This is a genomic window from Veillonella parvula DSM 2008, assembly GCF_000024945.1.
GTDB lineage: Bacteria > Bacillota > Negativicutes > Veillonellales > Veillonellaceae > Veillonella > Veillonella parvula.
This window is the reverse complement of sequence record NC_013520.1, coordinates 1,927,578-1,946,787: the sequence shown is the minus strand read 5'-3', so window position 1 is coordinate 1,946,787 and position 19,210 is coordinate 1,927,578. Positions and strand designations below refer to the sequence as shown.

Sequence of the window (19,210 nt, the reverse complement as noted above, 5' to 3'; positions counted from 1 at the left end):
ATGAAACTCTCTCGATTAACACCAGTCGTATTTATTGTGTGGCTAGTGTTTTATATGTTTGGCAATAATATGTTGCCTGTTACAGATCCCGTTGAATCTAATTATGCGTTAACGGCAAAGGAAATGGTTCTTTCTGGTGATTGGCTATCTCCGCAGATTTATGGCACTTATTGGTACGATAAACCAATCATGATTTATTGGCTCATTGCTCTTGGCTTTAAAGTCTTTGGAATTGCTGATTGGGTGGTGCGCCTACCAAGTGCTATTTTCGGTGCTTTGTCGGTGGCGACCATGTATCAATCTACGCGTACCATGAGCGGTAAGTGGGCGCTTGGTCTCATTGGGGCATCCGTTCTAGGCACATCTCTCATGTTCTGGACCGTAGCTCATGGCGTTATTACAGATATGGTGCTCCTTTATACGACATTGATGGTCATGATTTACTCCTACAAGGGTCTGGTGGAACAGAAACCATATGCCATGATTGTAGCTTATGTATTCGCTGCTTTAGGCGTACTCACTAAAGGTCCTGTAGCTATTGTGTTGCCTGGTATGATTTTACTTGTTTTTGCAGGTATTAATCGTTCTTGGTCTATGGTGAAAGCTATCTTTGATTGGCGTGGCATTTTAGCTTTTTGTGTAGTTTGTTTGCCGTGGTATGTGTACATGTACAGTGTTCATGGTCAAGACTTTATCAATGGCTTCTTAGGACTTCACAATGTGACTCGTGCTACTCAATCGGAACATCCGGAAGATAACGTATGGTGGTATTACCTCGCTATCTTCCTTGGCGCCTCTATGCCGTGGACAGGTGCTGTTATTTACGGCATAATCGATGGTTTCAAACAACGTCATACAGGGTTTATCTATAATATGACCTGGGGTGTTGGAATTGTGCTATTTTACACCTTGATGGCAACAAAATACCCTCTATATACCTTTGTTAGCTTAGTCCCATTTAGTGCTATCGGTGCTTTGGGCGTTATGAAGCTTATTCGCAAAGGCAAATCTAGAGCCCTAAAATGGATTATTATGGGGCCGACGTTGCTTTTGTGGATTGCTTATGTAGCAGGCTCTTTCTTCGCACCATGGGGTTTTTATTGTTTGCTCTATGTCGTGGTTGCTATGGCAATATTGGCTATGTTCTATACATGGTATACGAAAAGAGGATATCGTTTAGTTACAATTATTGTCCTTGGTACGATGGTTATATCTTCTATAGTTGTTATGGAAGGTTTAGAGCCATTCGTTAAGCAACGTAGTAATATTGATGTTGTTCCAGTAGTGGATTCCTATGAAGGGGATGTCTATTACTATAACGGCTATAGTACGGCTGTTGTGTATTATACGGGTCATAAGGTTATCAAGATTAATGGTGATGAAAGCCGCTGGGATGATCGAGATAAATTAAAAAAACGTAGCGCTGAATGGCAGAAGAAATATCTTATGGAACAAGTAAGTGAAGAGGAATTTAACAAGATTATCGAATCTGGTAAGCCACTTATGTTAATCGTTCCTAAAGGGGAAATTAAGCATTTCCGTCAGTCCTCCATTTATCCACATGTATCTGAGTCTAGTGAAGCCGGTACATCTGAAGTTTACGTATTAAATAAAAAGACTCTATTCAAATAATTGTGAAAACTTAATAAACATTACAAACAGGTAGTATCCAATAGATGCTACCTGTTTTTTGTTAATTAGCGCTTTACCGCTTTTTGTTAATTAGTTATTTGCTGTTTTCGTTAATTAGAATCTTGCGGCTTATGTTATCTGAACGTTTACTGGTGTTGATCCTCTACATACTATCTATTTATTTGCCTTTTATATTAAAATGCTTATTTAAATGAATAGGATCTTGTCTATATTGACATTTTTCGTACATAAATAATAATACCTATAATATTAATATGATTTATTGACATAATTAATACATATTGATATAGTAGGTTATATTAAGTTTAAAAGACGAGGTGTTCTAAAGCCTTATTTCATCTAAGGTTTAGAAAAATGCGAAAAAGTGACATGAGTCATAAACGCCCCTTGTTGTGAGGTAGAAAGAGGGGACACTATGAAAAAAACTTGGTATCTAATCACTGCTATCGTGCTGTTGGTAGTAAGTGGGTTGGCGTATGGTTATCATGAATACAGTAAACCGAAGACCGCCCAAGAATTAAAAACTGTACGTGTTGCGTATTTACCGATTACTCATGCGCTGCCCGTATTTGCTACGAAGGAATTGGAGACAGCGGATGGTCCTGTCCATGTAGAGCTTGTTAAATACGGTTCCTGGCCGGAACTCATGGATGCGCTTAATACCGGTAAAGTAGATGCTGCAGCCGTTCTCGTTGAACTCGGAGTAAAGGCTCGTGAACAGGGAATTGATGTGCGCGCAGCGGCATTAGGCCATACGGAAGGCAACATTATCGTTGTAAATAACGACATTAATTCTGTACAGGATTTGAAAGGCAAATCCTTTGCTATCCCTCATAAGCAATCAACTCAAAAAATCCTTGTAGACCTCATGCTTGAACGGGCAGGCCTTAGTGAGAAGGATGTACAGATAGTGGAGATGAGTCCTCCTGAAATGCCGTCCGCATTGTCGGTCGGTCAAATCGCTGGGTATAGCGTGGCTGAGCCTTTCGGTTCTCTTGCCATAGAAATGGGTACGGGAAAAGTCTTTGAAGACCCTGATCACTTATGGCATGATAATATCTGCTGCGCCCTCGTGTTCAATGGTCAATTCGTCGATGAACATCACGATTTGGCGAAGACTTTCACAAAAGCCTATCTCGATGCAGGTACATATTTGGATGAGCATCCGGAGGCGCAAAAGGAGATTGCCTTGAAATATATGAAATTTAAGGATCCTGTTATCGAGCGTTCCTTGCAAGTAATTGGGTTTGGAGATTTGGCCCTCACCGAGGATCGTTATAATGCGCTCGTGCATCACATGACCCATGTCGATTTGATTAAAAAGGTGCCGAGTTATTCGGAGTTTGTAGATACATCGCTGTTGCCATAGGGGGTAGACCATGAAGAAATACACATATGTACCGGGCGCGTTCGTCGCGGTCTGGCTGATTTGGGAGCTAGTTGTCCGCATCGGCGGATTTAACGAAGCCTTGCTGCCGACGCCGTACAAGGTGCTGCTCGGGTTCGGAGAACTCATCGGGGACGGCGTATTGTTCAAGGATATTGCGGATAGTTTGGTGCGCTTTTTCATTGGCTATATCATTTCCGTCGTAGCCGGTGTGTTTTTAGGCCTTATTTTAGGTTGGTATAAGGGCATTTGGAACTATATTAATCCCGTCGTTCAGGTGATTCGTCCTATTTCGCCAGTAGCATGGTTGCCGTTTATCGTTCTGTTTTTCGGTATCGGTCAAGCGCCTGCTATCGTTATCATCTTTATCGCGGCGTTTTTCCCGGTTCTATTGTCCACGGTGTCCGCGATTCAGAATATCGATCCCGTATACATCAAGGTGGCTCGAAATTTTGGTATCAAGCAGCCGGAATTGTTATTTAAAATCGTATTGCCCGCGGTGTTTCCTGGTATTGCATCAGGACTTCACATCGCGCTCGGTACGGCGTGGATATTCCTGGTGACGGGGGAAATGGTAGGTTCCCAGACGGGTCTTGGCTTCCTCATCATCGATATGCGGAACAATTTGCGCAACGACCTCTTGATGGTGGCGATTCTAACGATCGGTTTTGTGGGACTTTTACTCGATTGGGGCGTGTCCCTCATCGAAAAATGGATTTATAGACGTTGGGGCATTGAGAAATAGGAGGTGGACGCATGGCTTACATTTCGGTGCGCAATGCACACAAGGAATTTATGAAAGATGGAGAACCGCTTACCATCCTTGAGAATATTAATCTGGACATTGAACGAGGTGAATTTATTTGTCTCTTAGGTCCTTCCGGGTCCGGTAAAAGTACGCTTTTAAATGCTATGGCAGGCTTTGAGCTCGTTACCTCGGGTTCTATTACCATTGATGGCGCAGAGGTGAAAGCACCCCAATTGCGGTATGTAACGGTTTTTCAGAATTACGGACTATTACCGTGGCGAACGGTGGAAAGCAATATTGAACTGGGCCTTGAAAGCAAGAATGTACCAAAGGAAGAGCGACCTGCTATTATCGATAAATACGTGAAAATGGTGGGGCTCGATCATGCTCGGAACCGATATCCGGCGGAGCTGTCAGGCGGGATGCAGCAACGTGTTTCCATTGCGCGGGCGCTAGCGGTCGATCCGGATATTATCTTCATGGATGAGCCGCTAGGGGCCCTCGACGCGTTGACACGCATTAATTTACAGGACGAAATCTCCCGCATCTGCCGTGAAGAGGGTAAAACGGTCGTATTTGTTACGCATGATATTGAAGAGGCGGTGGTACTTGCGGATCGCGTCGTAGTGCTCGCCGCTAATCCGGGACGGGTGCAAATGATCATCCCCGTCAATCTCATCGATAGGACGGACAGGACCTCCGCATCCTTCGTCAATATTCGAAATCACATATTTGAACAATTCCAACTCGCCAAAGAAGACAAAATCGAGTTTTATATATAAATGTGATATTGTATATATTAGTAGCAACAGAAGTCCAACAAAACTGTAGTTTCAAAGATAGTAGGATCGTTCATTACCATCAAGGCTGTTAAATGAGGCCTGTCGTTTTGATGGTAGAGAATCTAAAGTCGCTTTGAAATTACAGTTTTTATATTTTGTTGCATGTGAATATTTTGAATATTAATTTCGCATCAAATTTTCAGAAATGGATGCTATTATAATATAGTAACGGCATACATCTTATGTAGTGCGTGATTATCAGATATATTATCACATATTATGATTGGATATCGTAATATATGGATTGTATTATTATGGGCTTTAGTGTATAAATACAGTATATAAAGGATTGATAATCATGATATACAGCATTATTAATTATATGGGTCGGTAGTATAAATTGGGGGAGAGCCTATGTCCTTATTTACATCAGAGGAAGAGAAAACGCTGTCTTTTGATGAATATATGACTTCGTTTGATACGAATCAGATTGCAAAAGTACAGCAGTTTATAGACTGGCTCGGTCAATATAGGGGCGAGCTTGTTCACAATCCATGGGGCGAGGTGAATCCTGACCTCGAAATTGTTCGGCCTGATTTTGATGCGGCTCAGGTGCGTCGTAACAATTTGATGGCGTATTTGCTGCCGCGGTTGGGACGCTCCAAAATTTTTGTGGTGGCGGAGGCTGTCGGATATCAAGGTGGGCGCTTTTCGGGCATTGCCATTACCTGTGAGCGCATGTTGCTGGATAAGCATAAAACGATTCGGGCGCATCAGATAACGCCTGTTACATTACAAAGAACCAGCTCTCCTGTGAGCCCTATGCTGAAACGGACCCAACAGGAACAGGGGTTCAACGAGCCTACGGATACGGTAGTATGGAGTGCTATCATCGAACAGGAAATTGATCCGTACGATGCGTTGCTGTGGAATATATTTCCCTTTCACCCTCACAAGGCGGGCGAACCGCTCACTAATCGGACGCCGACCGAGTCGGAGCAGCAGCTGGGTTGGGAATATACGAAAAGACTGTTGGCATTGCACACCGAATTAGGTGGACCGGAGCCGCTCGTGCTCGCTGTCGGTCAAAAATCGGCGGACACGATGGGGCGATTCGGCCTTTCAGCCATCGGTCTTAGACATCCGGCTAACGGTGGGGCTAATTTATACCGTGAAGGTTTTGCTGAAGCTGTAGAGAGAGTTTTGAGATAGAAGGTATTACATATGAAACGATATTGTGAATCCTGCCGTCAGTATTGTGACGAGACTGCCATGTTCTGTCCGCATTGCGGGCAGTATACGACTGCGGTGGAGGTTGAGAGCATCGCACCGGAAGGGGATATTATCTATCCGCTGGCGCATTATCAGTTGAGTTACAAGGATACATTTCTCTATGTGGTGGGCCGCAAATTTATGAATTCAGATGGCCGTGCGTCCAGAGGGGAATTTTTGCGGTTCTTTTTGATGTGGATTTTAGTTATCGCTGGAATTCTGGCCCTTTCTTATGGGCTTATGGTGGTGCTTCATACGGGTATTTATTTAATCCTGTTGGCATGGATGTTACTGACAATCATCGGTCTTGTCTCGCTGATTCCGTTGGGCTCTCTATGTATCCGTCGCCTTCATGATACCGGTAAAAGCAGTGATCATCTGTTTTTAATCTTAATTCCTTTCATCGGACCGATTATTCTATTTGTTCTACTGTGTAAGAAAGGTGAACCGAAGGCTAATCAATATGGTGAGGCGTTGAGGAACATCATTATCGACAAACGGTTGGCATCTATTATGAAAGTATCGCCTACGAGCAGCGCTTTCACTACTCGAATTCTCGTTGCATTGCTGGTGAGTGCTATCTGCGTATGCAGTGTTTCGTCTCGTTATATGGGACCGGAAAATGAACTGGATCCGGGCGGATGGTTTACGAATATCATCGTCGGTCAAGGCAGTGATGAAGCTGCACGGGATGTTGTTCACGGTTATTTTGACGCTGTCAATGAAAAGAACTATGATAAGGCTTTCACCTATGTTACCAATCAGGCTAAGACAAATCCCGTAGAAAAGCAGAAATGGATGGAATCTATAAAGTCGGCGCCGAAGGTGGTTGTCGGGTCCTTAGGTACGAGTCGTATCAGTCGTATAAATGGCATGAAACGCATCATTTACGAAGCGGATCTGCAAGTCACTAAACCCGGAGATGGCGCGGTTGAGGCTGCGCACATGACACGCTACATATCTCTCGTCGAAGAAAATGGCGAATGGCATATTGAAGGGTTTTATAAAAGTATGCCAGATGATAAATAATGAAATGTTTTGGGGCGGTTCAATTTGAACCGCCCTTTTAAGTAGTAGTAAAATTTTATGTTACTTTTAATGAATCAAGCGTAGAACTCTTTTGTTTATGTTGTTTTTATGTTATAATAAGCACAACGTATGAAAGTGAGGCTTTCATCAAAACAGATCGGACTATATTGCACTGCGTATCGGATTGAGATAAAAACAGAGGTCTCTTGCGGTTGAAGCATCTGATAGTGCACTATACTCATTTGCTGCGGCAAATGGCACACAAACTAGGAACGGCAAAATTTGATAGCGCATTTTTGCGCCCATTTGACGAGACGCTAGTATAATAGCGCCTTTTTCTTTGTGTGACATTTCCTCGTGGCATAGATCAATTCAAGTGATAGGTGAGAAAAACTATGTTAAATAAATTAATGAACAAAATTTTAGGAGGAACTGTGAATACAACAGATAATCAGGTTACTGCGCAAGTGAAAGCAGAGCCGACAGTAGCAAAAAACGCTACTCTTACAGCTGCGGCTGAAGGCGAGCAAAAACAAACGCGTCGCCGTACAAATACACGCCGCCCTGCTGGCGAAGGTCGTACGCGCCAACAAACAGCTGGTGAAGGTGCAACACGCCAACGCCGTACTACAAATACTCGCACAAGTGCGAATAGTGGTCGTACTAATACGACTCGCCGTACAAATACACGCCGCAATGCGGAACAAGGTGAAGGTCAAGAACGCAAAACTCGCCAAACTCGTGCACCGCGTGGTGAAAATACACGTAATACGCGTACTAATAATGGTCGCAATGGCCAAAATGGTCAGAATCGCAATAATAACCGCCCAAATAACCGTTCTACGGGTTGGAATAATCAAGAGGAACAAGTAGAATTAGTCGGTCGTACGCCAAATGGCGTCAACAAGGGCAAATTCCAAATCATCCCACTAGGTGGTCTTGGTGAAATCGGCAAAAATATGACCATCTTCCAATACGAGGACGAAATTATCGTTCTTGACTCTGGTCTTGCGTTCCCTAGTGAAGATATGCTTGGCGTAGACATCGTTATTCCTGATATGAGCTATATCATCGAGAATAAGGATCGCGTGAAAGCTGTCGTAATTACTCATGGTCACGAGGACCATATCGGCTCCTTGGCGTACCTAATGAAAGAAATTAGCTGCCCAGTATATGCAACAAATCTCGTTTGTGGCTTAATTGAAGGCAAGTTTAAAGAACATAAGGTATCTCCAAAATGTCTTCGTACGATTGCTGCCGGCGATGAAGTTCAAATTGGTCAAGTGACTGTTGGTTTCATCCAAACAAATCACTCCATTCCTGACTCCTGCGCTGTATACTTTAATACACCAATCGGAACAATTCTTCATACAGGGGACTTTAAAATTGACCAAACTCCTGTTGATGGCCGTTTGATGGATATGCACAAATTTGCTGAGCTAGGTAACAAAGGTGTATTAGCGCTCTTGTCGGATTCTACAAATGTAGAAAAACCAGGTACTACCGGCTCTGAAAGTTCCGTAGGCCCTGCGATTAAACAAGCTGTTGGAGAAGCAAAAGGCCGCGTTGTTTTGGCAACATTTGCATCCAACGTATCCCGTATCCAACAAGCTATTGATGCGGCGGTTATGTTCAACCGTAAGGTTGTAGTTATGGGCCGTAGCATGGTCAATGTTACAGAAATTGCCCAAGAGCGTGGATACTTGAATATTCCACCAAATATAATTATCGACGTTGATGTAATGCACAACTACACAGATGACCAAATCATGATCTTAACGACTGGTTCTCAAGGTGAACCGATGGCAGGCTTGTCCCGTATGGCAACAAGCAATCATCGTACTGTAGAATTGGCACCGAATGATACGGTTATCATTTCTGCTACACCAATTCCAGGCAACGAAGGTGCTGTAGGTAGAACTATCGATAACTTGCTTCGTTTAGGTTGTAATGTGGTATACGGTAAAGACCGTGGTATTCACGTATCTGGTCATGCGAGCCAAGAAGAGCTTAAAACAATGCTTAACCTTGTTCGTCCAGAATACTTTATCCCAGTTCATGGTGAGTATCGCATGTTGCGCCGTCATGGTGAACTCGGTGTTGCTATGGGTGTAGATCCTAAGAAGGTCCTTATCGGCGACAATGGTCAAATCTTTGAATTCGATAAAGATGGTGGTCGCAAAGGCGGTCGCGTACAAGCTGGCGCTATCTTTGTTGATGGTCTTGGTGTTGGTGACGTAGGTAATATCGTTATCCGCGACCGTCAACAATTGGCACAAGAAGGTATGGTTATCGTCGTTATGGCGATGGATAAAGCTTCCGGTACTATCGTAGCTGGTCCAGACCTCGTATCTCGTGGCTTCGTATACGTTCGTGACGCAGAAGAACTCATGCTTGCTGCGGAGCGCCGCGTAGAACAAGTTCTTGAAGATTGTGAAATGCAACGCATCAAAGATTGGACAACCATTAAGCAAAACGTACGTGACGCATTGGGTAAATTCTTCTATGATAAAACCCGTCGTCGTCCTATGATCCTGCCGATTATTCAAGACGTATAATCTTATATAATACAGAAAAGTACCGCACCTCATGGTGTGGTACTTTTGGCATTTTGAAAGAGAAATAAAAACTACCATTAATAGCATTGCTATCGCATTCGTCTACTATATGGGGTATTTGAAGTTACCCTTTTAAACTGTTATAATTAAAAGATACCAATCAATATATCTTCTTATGTAAGAATGGTGATTTATGAATAAAACAAATACAAGAGCGATGGTAGAAACTGCATTTGTTAGTGCTATAGGTGTTATCCTTAGTGCTATCAGTGTTTATATACCAACTTTCGCCTTTTTATCATTTTTTGTTACACCTGCGGCCATTGGCATAATTGGAACAAAATGGGGCCGCAAATATAGTATATCGGCAGCTATTGTTACTACTTTCTTAGCAGTAATTTTATTTGGACCATGGAATGGTATACCTGTTGGCTTATTTGCTGCGGTAGGTGTAGGAGTAGGAGAAGGCAATCGTCTTTCGTTGGGAACGATTAAACGGTTACTACTCCCTAGTATTGCTATGTTTATTGCTGTATTAGTAACTTTCATTGCACAAGCGTATATATCTGGTATTGACCTATCAATGATAGATATACAGATGACAGAGCAAGCTCGTATGATTGCTGACCAAGCATTACAAACGAATTCTAATATTACACAGGAACAAGCGGATTTATTTGTGAAAAATGTAGATAAGTTAGCTACCGGTTTGAAGGATGCGTTTTTTGTAGCTGTAGCTATAGCTGCAGTATCATATAGTTATATAACTATTCAGATATCTATATGGTTAGGCAAGCGGTTACATATCTCCATATCTCGATTTTTACCGATTGAAGAGTGGAGAATGCCTATCTGGAGTGCCGGTTTATATGCGTTAGGCATTATTGGTATATATGGTGCTCCACATATTAATATGAACTCTTCATGGGTCACAGCCATTAGTACTAATATATTACTTCTCGGTAGTTCTATGTGTTCTATTCATGGCTTTGCTGCTTTAGCAGATTTAATGAGTAGTTATCGCATGAGTAATAAATTGAAGTGGATATTACTTGGTGTATATGCCTTCTTCTTTGGACAAGCACTAGCGATATTTGGTGTTATAGATATGTTTTTAGATTTACGGACACGTTACAAAGCGCGTCAATAGTAATAGAAAGGAGGCCGTTATGAAATCCTTTCAACGGAGATGGAAAGGTTTAGAAATTACCATTGTTGCCGTTCTCGTATTATTGCTATTATTGTTGGCCTATTTAAATTGGGCTATTGCAATTTTAGCATTAATCATTGTAGTAGCGGCGTATTTGGTTAATTATAATACCCTTCATAACCGGCGTCGTTTAGCAAGAGAACAGTTTAGTGCGATGATGAAAAACGTCACACAAGCTTCTAACTTTGCTTTACAAAATTTGCCAATGGGGATTGTTCTTGTTAATAAGCAAGGCACCTTGGTGTGGAATAATAGTGTTTTCGCTGACTGGGTTAAGGTGGACTGGAATAAGCTCCAAAAAATGTCTGCGTTGTTACCTGGTTTCCGTATCGATAAAATTTGGGGTAAGTCCGGATATATGACGGAAAAATATGAAAATCGATACTTCCAAATTATTTATAAATTTATCGATCCTCGGGATACGCGATCAGATATTGATAGTGAAGATGAACTCGCGGAACATGCAGTGATGGCATTGTATTTCAAGGACATTACAGACTTAGAAAAAGCCCGTATTAAAGCGGAAGAGGGCCAGCCTGTATGGGGCATGATTCAGATTGATAATCTCGAAGAATTGACAAAAGGTCTTAGTGATCGTGAGTATACTAGTATTTGGACAGATATAAATAATATCATCATGGATGAAATTGACCGCTACGAAGGTTTTATTCGTAACTTCCAAGATGATATGTATACCTTTGCCATTTCTCGTGGTGCACTTCATGAGATGGAGGAAGATGGTTTTAAAGTGCTCGAACGAATCCGGAAAGTACCATCTCCTCGTCAAGTACCAGCTACGATTTCCATTGGTATTAGTGAAAATGTAGGCTCTGTGAAAGATGTATCTGGCCGTGCTCGTGCAGCCTTAGATATTGCATTAGGTCGCGGTGGTGACCAAGTGTGTATTATGGATGGTGAAAGTACGCGCTTCTTTGGCGGTAATACGGCAGGCGTTGAGAAGAATACGCGCGTTCGTGCTCGTGTTGTATCTCAAGCGATACATGAGCTTATGATTGATTCTGATAAGATTCTTATCATGGGGCATCAACGTGAAGACTACGATGCTTTAGGCGGTATTATTGGTGTAGCCGCCATTGCTCGAGCACTTGGTAAAGACGTGCGCATTGCGCTTTCAAAAGAAACTAGCGCCATCGATAAAATGGTGAATGTTCTTAACGAGTCAGAGTTCTGGCAAGAGAATATTATTACTGCAGAAGCTGCAAGAGTATGGGTAGATGCGAATACGCTCACTGTCGTGTGTGATACGCATCGTCAGGAAATGGTGGCGGCTCAAGAGGCGCTTGAAATCTCTGAACGACGCATCGTTATCGACCATCACCGTCGTGCAGCGGACTTTGTAGAAAACCCATTACTTACCTATTTGGAACCATCTGCATCGTCTACATCTGAGCTCGTAACAGAGCTTGTACAATATGCAGGTGTTCCTGTGAAACTTTCAAAAGCGGAAGCCACAGGTATTTATGCAGGTATCGTATTAGATACGAAGAACTTTGTTCAACAAACTGGTGCGCGTACCTTTGAGGCTGCAGCATTTTTGCGCCGTGCAGGAGCGGATATCGACAGAGTTAAACAATTGTTTATTGAAACTTTCGATTCTATCCAATTGCGTGCTAAAATGGTATTTGAAGCAAGTCGTACTGAAGGGATTGCTATTTCCGTAGCGCCTGAAGGTTTAAAGGATATGATGGCGTTGGCTGCACAAAGTGCGGACATGCTCATTAGTAATGAAGATATTGAAGCAGCCTTTGTACTATATTCCCTAAATGATGGCGGTATCGGCGTCAGCGCTCGATCCAAGGGCAAGGTAAACGTACAAGTTGTAATGGAAGCCTTGGGTGGTGGCGGTCATAGAACTGTGGCTGGTGCTCAATTACAAGGTATGACCATAGAGGAAGCGAAGCAGGCCATTTTGGAGCATGCTCTTGATGCGCTTCATTCCGCAGAACAAGAGGAGGAACAACAATGAAAGTAGTATTGTTAGAAGACGTTAAAAAAGTTGGTAAAAAAGGCGAAATCGTTGAAGTTAGCGATGCATATGGTCGCAATGTATTGATCAAAAAAGGTCTTGGTCTTGAAGGTACAGCAACTAATGTAAATAATGCGAAACAAAAACAAGAATCCATTGCTCATAATAAAGCCGTTGCAAATGACGAAGCTAAGATCTTGGCAGCTCAATTGACTAAGGTTGAAGTAACTGTAAAAGTTCGCATGGGCGAAGAAGGCCGTGTATTCGGATCCGTTACTGCTAAAGATATTTCCGATGCTGCTAAAGCTCAATATAAAGTAGATATCGATAAAAAGAAAATCGAAATCAAAGAACCATTGAAAACATTGGGCGTACATGACGTATTAGTTCGTGTTCATCCTGAAATTACAAGTACTATCAAGGTTAATGTAGTAGCCGAATAATAGTATTCACCATGCTCTTTGAGTATGGTGAATTCTTTTATCCATAGTGGTTGTGTGAAGGGGATTATCATGGATGTACGCATTCCACCGCATAATCTAGATGCGGAAAAGGCCGTTTTGGGGGCTTTATTAACTAATGGATCCAATATGGGTGCCGTTGTAGATACGGTGACGAGTATTCTTAAATCTGAAGATTTTTACCGCGATGCACATCGTATTATTTACGATGCTATTCTAGAAATCGTGCATGCCAATAAGACGGCTGATTTTATCACCGTTGGTGAAGAACTAGACCGTCGTAAGCGCCTTGATGCGGTAGGTGGTCTTGCTTATATTACATCTCTTGCGAATGAATCGGTTTCCTACAATGTTGAGGAACATGCGAAAATCATCAGCGAGAAAGCTCAGTTGCGCCGCCTCATCGATGCAGGGAATAAAATCGTAGGCATGACGTATGCTGGCGAAGATGAGCCGACGGCAATCCTCAATAAGGCAGAGCAAATGGTGCTAGACGTAAGCGGTCAAACTCAGTCTGAATCATCCTTTGCAGCCATTGGTGAAGTGGTTTTATCTAATCTAGATAAACTTAATGCACTGCAACAGCATGATGGTGCTATTACAGGCGTGCCAACAGGCTTTAAAGATGTGGACCACATTTTCAACGGCTTACAAAAATCTGACCTCATCCTCGTAGCAGCTCGTCCTGCGATGGGGAAAACAGCTTTCACCTTGAATATCGCTCAAAATGTAACGATGTTGTACGACAAGACGGTGGCGTTCTTTTCCCTGGAAATGGGCAAGGAACAGCTCGTTGGTCGTATTTTGTCCTCCGTGGCAGGTGTGAGTTCTGAAAAATTGCGCCGTGCGAACATGGATCCTGCTGACTGGGAAAAGGTTATTGCCGCAGCGGACCGCATGAGTAAATCCAAGCTCTTTATCGATGATACGCCGGGTCTTACCGTACAAGATATGCGCTCTAAATTGCGCCGTCTCAAGGTGGAACATGGCCTCGATCTCGTTATCGTCGATTATATTCAGTTGATGCAAGGTCGAAATGCTGGTAAGGGCAGTGAAAATCGTCAACAAGAGGTGTCCGAAATCTCTCGTAATCTTAAACTGATTGCTCGTGAATTTAACGTACCGGTTATCGCTTTGTCTCAGTTGTCTCGTAGTGTTGAAAGCAGACCAGATAAACGGCCTGTACTTTCGGACCTTCGTGAATCTGGTTCTCTCGAGCAGGATGCGGATATTGTTATCTTCTTGTACCGCGATAAATATTACGATGAAAACTCCGAAAAAGGGGACAATGCAGAAGTCCTTATTCGTAAACACCGTAATGGCTCCGTCGGTACCGTAGAACTCCAATTCGTTGGAGAATTAACACAATTTAGAGACGTAGAATTCCGAGACCTAGGGCCGGAACAATAATGAAAACTATCGTGGGGGGCCTATATTGATGGGGCCCCGTGACATAGCTACATTTTAATTAAAAAGAAAGGACTATACTTCTTTGCTCCTCGTGACCTGATGTCGCTGCATAAGTATAGTCCTTTCTTTTTATCACTGTAGATATGAAGGTGTCCCATCAATATAGTGGCACTCGATAGTTTTCGTTGTATTGTTTGGAGAAATGGAAATAGAAGTTTTGGGTTATGTTAGTAGAAAATAAGTCTTATTAAAGTGTATAATAGTACTAGATAGATTTTATAGTGTCGTACAATACGTAAGTATTGTGAGATGGAATATAAGGTTTCCATCCTATGTATGATGAATTTAACTATTAGTGGAAAACAAAATATTGAGTTTTATTTGTTGATGGTTGGATTAGGTGCTGCAGAGGCTTATAAATATAAGCGTATTAGGCTAGGTGTATTTGAGAGCCTGCATTATCATTTGTCCATGATAGATTTAATTGATGAATACCAATTGTCAAAGGACTTAAGGGAGATTGTTTTCCAAGGTATGGGCATGGAAGATATTGTTGATGCAGCAGAGTGGTTTGAAGACTTTGATTGGGAAGGTCATTTGCGTGATGCGATAGATTACTTGGAACTAGATTGTATATCTAGATTAATGGAGCCCTCATATCATACTTGTATTAATGATTTCAACTTGTTTGATGTACCTAATACGGATAGCGTTGATCATCTCTATATTTCTTTTATATCTCATCATAGTTTTGAGCAAATCATGATGATTTTTATGCTAGGATATACAGTGTTTTTGATTGAGTTAGGGGAGTATTGTGGTGATGCCTTTGATACTTTTAAACGTAACTACCTTACTAATCTTCGAGCTATAAACTGTGGCGAGTCTGAGGTTTTAAGTGATGCTCTTGAATTATTTGATTCTTGTGATAACCGAAAAGATTTTTTGAGCAATAAACGACAACAATTGTGGTTAAGAAAGATTTCTATAGACCTTAGGGGTTATTTTTGTAGGCTTAAAGAGTCTAGCATGGATTATAGTAGTGAAAAGGGATTAGTTTATTATAGAAGTCCTAAAGAAACCATATTGGGTTAAGTTATATGCGTACTTAAGAGTACCTACTATTAGATTTGATGTCTAATAGTAGGTACTCTTTTTATTTTTTATGCTCGAAATTTACTGTTATAATAACAAACATATGTTTGAAAATACTCTATATTTTTGTTATACTAATCATAGAAGTTTTTGTGTTCTAATTTTTGTAAAAGCCAGTTGTTTAGCGATTTAGGGAGGTGTTTGTATGGGTTCAGCTGATACGGATCGGCTGTATATGTGTATTGATTTGAAGTGTTTTTACGCGTCTGTAGAATGCGCCGATTTGGGACTGGATCCGTTTACAACACCTCTGGTGGTGGCCGATGGTTCTCGTGGCAAGGGGGCTATTACGTTGGCTATTTCGCCAGCCTTAAAAAAATTAGGTGTTAAAAACCGCAGTCGTCTCTTTCAGATTCCACCGCATATTGAGTATTTGACGGTGAAGCCACATATGAAGCGGTATATGCAGGTGTCTGCTGAGATTTATGGAACCTTGCTCAAGTATGTGGCGCCCGAAGATGTGCATGTGTACTCTATCGACGAGTATTTCATCGATATTACGCCCTATTTACCACTATATAAAAAGACGCCTCGTCAGTTGGCGCAGATGTTGCTTGATGCGGTGCTAGTGGCAACGAAGATTTATGCCACCGTTGGAATCGGAACAAATTTGTTTCTTGCTAAGATTGCCCTTGATATTTTGGCGAAACATGCGTCTGATTTTATAGGCTATCTTGATGAAAGCCTTTTTAAAGAGACAATCTGGTATCATCAGCCTTTGACCGATATATGGCAGATTGGTAAGGGCATAGCTAATCGTTTGCATAAGTATGGTGCTTATGATTTACATGGTATTACCATGATTCCAGAAGCGAAGTTGTACAAGGAGTTTGGCATTAATGCAGAGCTCATCATTGACCATGCTTGGGGCCGTGAGCCTTGTACGATTGCGGATATTCACGCGTATCGCCCCATTAAGCACTCTATCTCGCACAGTCAGATTTTGTTGCGCAATTATACCTATGAAGAGGCATGCGTGCCTATGCGTGAAATGGTAGAGTCCTTGGTGTTAGAGCTTTTACAAATTAAAGGGGTTACAAATCATATCTATGTTCATATCGGCTATGCTAATGAAATGATGCGCTCTACAGGAGGTTCTAAAAAGCTTAAGCAGTATACAGATTCTCTACAGACCTTGACGACGGCGGTTATTAAATTATACGAGCAGCATTGCCATAAGAATGAGCTCATACGGCGTATAGGGGTCAGCTTTGAGGATTTAGTCAATCGTTCCGCCATACCGCAAGAGGAGGACTTATTTAATATTCTTGCTACCGATACAGAGGAAAAGGAACGCCAAGTACAAGAAGCTATGCTATCCATTAAGGAACAGTTTGGTAAGAATTCTATATTGCGTGCCTCTAGCTTGCAGGAGGAAGGAACTATGCGATTTAGAAATACCTTGGTAGGCGGGCATAACGGGGAATAAATAGTGTAATGGATATATTGGGAATAGATTAGTCGCATAAGGGGAGGTATACATTAATGAAACATCGTATGTCTCGTTTACAACGGGCAAAACAATTTATGCCCTTTGCGGCATTGAGGGGCTTTGAAGCATTATTAACTGCTGTAGCAAGGCCAAAAGAAGATCGGGCAGAGTTGTCAGAGGATCAAATAGATGAGTTAAATACAGTTTTACAATCTGTACGTTGTGGGGAATGGGTACGAATTGTTTATTACAACAAACAAAAATATACGGAGCTTATAGGCGTTGTTGATATGATTAGTGAGCAATTACAAATTCTCTCTGTACAAGGGACTGTTATTCCTTTCAGATATATTAAAGAGCTGAACTTGTATGATATATAAATATAAATGATGGCTTTTACTGTGTATGGTAAATAGACTAGAGTTAAGAAATAATTAGGTATACAATAGTATCATGGGTAAATATAGCTTGATAAAGATTTCTTGCATTTTATTGACTCTAATATGCCTATATAATTTTTCGTGTTTCTTGACTTAGAAAGGCGGTGTATGTAATGCATGATGTCATATCATTACTTATCAATCGCTATGATTTTTTCCTCCAGCTATTATGGGAGCATATAGAAATTTCAGTATTAGCTTCTGTTGTTGCGATCATTATCGGCGGATTGTTGGGTGTTCTTATATACGAATATAAAAGGCTAGCTGCGCCAGTTATGGTAATGGTCAATTTCCTATATACGATTCCTTCTATATCGATGTTAGGTCTCTTATTGTATGTATCCGGTGTCGGTAATACGACCGCTATTATTGCATTGGTTATATATGCTTTATTACCGATGGTACGAAATACATTTACTGGTCTTAACCAGATTGATCAAGCCATGTGTGAAGCGGGGATTGCATTAGGGCTCACGCGGATTCAACGTTTGTGGAATATAGAGATTCCTTTGGCTATGCCGACGATTATGGCTGGTATACGGACTATGCTCGTTATGACCATTGCCTTGACAGGTATTGCATCCTTTATTGGTGCTGGTGGTTTAGGTGTGGCGATTTATAGGGGCATTACAACGAATCAAAGTGCTTTGACGATTGCCGGTAGTCTACTGATTGCACTATTAGCCATTACGGTTGATGCGCTCTTTTCTCTAGGTGAAAGAGTAACGCGTATTAGCCCTCATATGAAGCGTTATACGATTATATTTGTTTCGATTATGACGCTAATTGCAATGGGTATAGGTGGCTGGGCTATGTATTGCCGTCATGTGAAGACCGATGTTATTCATATTGCAACGAAACCTATGACGGAACAGCTTATTTTGGGGAATGTTTTAAAAGAATTAATCGAGAAGAAGACTGATTTAACCGTAGAGGTTACAGAAGGTGTAGGCGGTGGTACATCCAATATTCAACCAGCTATGCTTTCTGGCCAATTTGATATATATCCTGAATATACTGGTACGGCTTGGTCTGCTGTGCTGAAACGTACAGATGCTTATGATGAAAGCCTATTTAATGAGCTTTCACAGGCCTACAAAGAGAAATATAATTTTGAGTGGGTCGGCATGTACGGCTTTAATAATACCTATGGCATAGGGGTGCGTAATGAAATCGCTCAGAGTTATGGCGTAAAAACATATTCCGATCTTGCTCGTATAGCACCATCCCTAACATTAGGAGGGGAATATGATTTCTTTGGCCGTGAGGATGGCTATGCTGGATTACAACGTGTGTATGGCATGAGCTTTAAAGCTACTAAAGATATGGATATAGGACTAAAATATACGGCTATTAGTCGTGGTGAGGTGGATGCAATGCCGATATTTACAACTGATGGACAATTAAGTATGGCGCCAATTACGGTGTTACAAGATGATAAACATTTATATCCATCCTATATGGCTGGTAATGTGGTGCATAGTGAAGTGTTAATCGCTCATCCCGAACTGCGGCCTGTATTAGAAAGTTTAAATCATACGATTACAGATCAAGAGATGGCAAAGATGAATTATGCCGTTGAAACGGAACATCAATTACCAGCTGATGTAGCACATCAATTCTTGGTAAAACGAAACTTGATATAAACTGAATATAGTTAGATCTAAAGTAAATAAAATTTGATAT

At 41.6% G+C, this 19,210-nt stretch carries 15 protein-coding genes; all 15 read left to right on the top strand.

Going from position 1 to position 19,210, the window contains the following annotated elements; translation table 11 throughout:
* The 15 genes from VPAR_RS08650 to VPAR_RS08580 all read left to right on the top strand — a co-directional run bounded on the left by VPAR_RS08650 (position 1) and on the right by VPAR_RS08580 (position 19,170).
* Entirely contained in the window at positions 1-1,632 is a 1,632-nt protein-coding gene (locus tag VPAR_RS08650; RefSeq protein ID WP_012864906.1) for an ArnT family glycosyltransferase, read from the top strand.
* Positions 1,633-2,068: 436 nt separating this feature from the next.
* Entirely contained in the window at positions 2,069-3,022 is a 954-nt protein-coding gene (locus tag VPAR_RS08645; protein WP_012864905.1) for an ABC transporter substrate-binding protein, read from the top strand.
* A gap of 10 nt (positions 3,023-3,032) precedes the next feature.
* Positions 3,033-3,785 (top strand): ABC transporter permease, encoded by a 753-nt coding sequence (locus VPAR_RS08640; protein ID WP_012864904.1) that lies wholly within the window; start codon positions 3,033-3,035, stop codon positions 3,783-3,785.
* An 11-nt stretch (positions 3,786-3,796) separates the two neighbouring features.
* Positions 3,797-4,570: an ABC transporter ATP-binding protein gene (locus VPAR_RS08635; protein WP_012864903.1), complete on the top strand. Its 774-nt coding sequence runs from the start codon at positions 3,797-3,799 to the stop codon at positions 4,568-4,570.
* Positions 4,571-4,984: 414 nt separating this feature from the next.
* Positions 4,985-5,782 (top strand): uracil-DNA glycosylase, encoded by a 798-nt coding sequence (locus VPAR_RS08630; RefSeq protein WP_012864902.1) that lies wholly within the window; start codon positions 4,985-4,987, stop codon positions 5,780-5,782.
* A gap of 12 nt (positions 5,783-5,794) precedes the next feature.
* Positions 5,795-6,871 (top strand): DUF805 domain-containing protein, encoded by a 1,077-nt coding sequence (locus VPAR_RS08625; protein ID WP_012864901.1) that lies wholly within the window; start codon positions 5,795-5,797, stop codon positions 6,869-6,871.
* Positions 6,872-7,266: 395 nt separating this feature from the next.
* A complete protein-coding gene (locus VPAR_RS08620; protein WP_012864900.1) occupies positions 7,267-9,429 on the top strand; it encodes a ribonuclease J in 2,163 nt (720 codons plus the stop codon).
* A gap of 193 nt (positions 9,430-9,622) precedes the next feature.
* Complete coding sequence (locus VPAR_RS08615; protein ID WP_012864899.1) at positions 9,623-10,579, top strand: DUF2232 domain-containing protein; 957 nt, start codon at positions 9,623-9,625, stop codon at positions 10,577-10,579.
* Between the two features lie 19 nt (positions 10,580-10,598).
* Positions 10,599-12,626, top strand: a complete 2,028-nt coding sequence (locus VPAR_RS08610; RefSeq protein WP_012864898.1) for a DHH family phosphoesterase — start codon at positions 10,599-10,601, stop codon at positions 12,624-12,626.
* Positions 12,623-13,069, top strand: coding sequence for a 50S ribosomal protein L9 (gene rplI, locus VPAR_RS08605; protein ID WP_004694699.1), 447 nt, complete (start codon positions 12,623-12,625; stop codon positions 13,067-13,069). Before VPAR_RS08610 ends, rplI begins: the two co-directional genes overlap by 4 nt.
* A gap of 69 nt (positions 13,070-13,138) precedes the next feature.
* Positions 13,139-14,497 carry a replicative DNA helicase gene (gene dnaB, locus VPAR_RS08600; RefSeq protein ID WP_004694701.1) on the top strand — a complete coding sequence of 453 codons (1,359 nt, stop codon included), beginning with the start codon at positions 13,139-13,141 and terminating at the stop codon, positions 14,495-14,497.
* A 309-nt stretch (positions 14,498-14,806) separates the two neighbouring features.
* Positions 14,807-15,592 carry a DUF3969 domain-containing protein gene (locus VPAR_RS08595; RefSeq protein WP_231968129.1) on the top strand — a complete coding sequence of 262 codons (786 nt, stop codon included), beginning with the start codon at positions 14,807-14,809 and terminating at the stop codon, positions 15,590-15,592.
* 205 nt (positions 15,593-15,797) lie between these two features.
* Positions 15,798-17,081 carry a Y-family DNA polymerase gene (locus tag VPAR_RS08590; RefSeq protein ID WP_012864896.1) on the top strand — a complete coding sequence of 428 codons (1,284 nt, stop codon included), beginning with the start codon at positions 15,798-15,800 and terminating at the stop codon, positions 17,079-17,081.
* 56 nt (positions 17,082-17,137) lie between these two features.
* Positions 17,138-17,464: a YolD-like family protein gene (locus VPAR_RS08585; protein WP_012864895.1), complete on the top strand. Its 327-nt coding sequence runs from the start codon at positions 17,138-17,140 to the stop codon at positions 17,462-17,464.
* 173 nt (positions 17,465-17,637) lie between these two features.
* Complete coding sequence (locus tag VPAR_RS08580) at positions 17,638-19,170, top strand: ABC transporter permease/substrate-binding protein (RefSeq protein ID WP_012864894.1); 1,533 nt, start codon at positions 17,638-17,640, stop codon at positions 19,168-19,170.
* Positions 19,171-19,210: the final 40 nt, after the last annotated feature.

Coding starts and splice junctions, on each gene's coding strand:
- VPAR_RS08635 (WP_012864903.1), top strand. CDS start 3,797: ATGGCTTACATTTCGGTGCGCAATGCACACAAGGAATTTATGAAAGAT.
- VPAR_RS08625 (WP_012864901.1), top strand. CDS start 5,795: ATGAAACGATATTGTGAATCCTGCCGTCAGTATTGTGACGAGACTGCC.
- VPAR_RS08585 (WP_012864895.1), top strand. CDS start 17,138: ATGAAACATCGTATGTCTCGTTTACAACGGGCAAAACAATTTATGCCC.
- rplI (WP_004694699.1), top strand. CDS start 12,623: ATGAAAGTAGTATTGTTAGAAGACGTTAAAAAAGTTGGTAAAAAAGGC.
- VPAR_RS08630 (WP_012864902.1), top strand. CDS start 4,985: ATGTCCTTATTTACATCAGAGGAAGAGAAAACGCTGTCTTTTGATGAA.
- VPAR_RS08620 (WP_012864900.1), top strand. CDS start 7,267: ATGTTAAATAAATTAATGAACAAAATTTTAGGAGGAACTGTGAATACA.
- VPAR_RS08580 (WP_012864894.1), top strand. CDS start 17,638: ATGCATGATGTCATATCATTACTTATCAATCGCTATGATTTTTTCCTC.
- dnaB (WP_004694701.1), top strand. CDS start 13,139: ATGGATGTACGCATTCCACCGCATAATCTAGATGCGGAAAAGGCCGTT.
- VPAR_RS08645 (WP_012864905.1), top strand. CDS start 2,069: ATGAAAAAAACTTGGTATCTAATCACTGCTATCGTGCTGTTGGTAGTA.
- VPAR_RS08590 (WP_012864896.1), top strand. CDS start 15,798: ATGGGTTCAGCTGATACGGATCGGCTGTATATGTGTATTGATTTGAAG.
- VPAR_RS08640 (WP_012864904.1), top strand. CDS start 3,033: ATGAAGAAATACACATATGTACCGGGCGCGTTCGTCGCGGTCTGGCTG.
- VPAR_RS08610 (WP_012864898.1), top strand. CDS start 10,599: ATGAAATCCTTTCAACGGAGATGGAAAGGTTTAGAAATTACCATTGTT.
- VPAR_RS08615 (WP_012864899.1), top strand. CDS start 9,623: ATGAATAAAACAAATACAAGAGCGATGGTAGAAACTGCATTTGTTAGT.
- VPAR_RS08595 (WP_231968129.1), top strand. CDS start 14,807: ATGGAATATAAGGTTTCCATCCTATGTATGATGAATTTAACTATTAGT.
- VPAR_RS08650 (WP_012864906.1), top strand. CDS start 1: ATGAAACTCTCTCGATTAACACCAGTCGTATTTATTGTGTGGCTAGTG.